The sequence below is a fragment of the Streptomyces sp. SID14478 genome (assembly GCF_010548525.1).
Classification (GTDB): Bacteria; Actinomycetota; Actinomycetes; order Streptomycetales; family Streptomycetaceae; genus Streptomyces.
In genome coordinates this window covers 1-511 of record NZ_JAAGMG010000540.1, presented here as the reverse complement: position 1 = coordinate 511, position 511 = coordinate 1, and the positions used below count along the sequence as shown (strand labels likewise).

1 protein-coding gene is annotated in these 511 nt (G+C 76.9%); it reads left to right on the top strand.

Annotation, left to right across the window (positions count from 1 at the left end):
* On the top strand, positions 1-497 hold a 497-nt coding region (locus G3I40_RS17570), incomplete at its 5' end, for a chorismate mutase (RefSeq protein ID WP_164303091.1).
* Between the last annotated feature and the right edge of the window lie 14 nt (positions 498-511).

Below are 511 nucleotides of genomic sequence, written 5' to 3'. Positions count from 1 at the left end.
CCCGCGCGCACCCGGGCGACCTCGCCGCCGTGACCTCCCTCGCGGCGGACCGCCTCGCCCTCGCGGACAAGGTCGCCGCCGCGAAGTACGGCACCCCGGCCCCGATCGACGACCCGGTGCGCGAGCGGCAGATCCTGGACGACGTGGCGGCGCGCTCGGCGGCGCTCGGCATCGACCCCGCTCTCGCGCAGGCCGTGTTCCGCGACCAGATCGAGGCCAACAAGGTGGTGCAGCGCGGCCTGTACGCCCGCTGGGACGCCCATCCCGAGCAGCGCCCGACCGAGCGCCCCGACCTGGCGAAGGAGGTGCGGCCCGCGCTCGACCGGATCACCACCGAACTGCTCGACGCGCTGCGGCAGTTGCCCCCGGCCCACACCTCGCCCGCGTGCGGCCCGCTGCTGACCGTCGCGGCGCTGCACGACGCCCGCACCCACCACTTCGACGCGCTGCACCTCAGGGCGCTGGCCCGGGCCCTGCCCTCGGTCTGCGAGGGGTGACGCGCGGAGCGGCT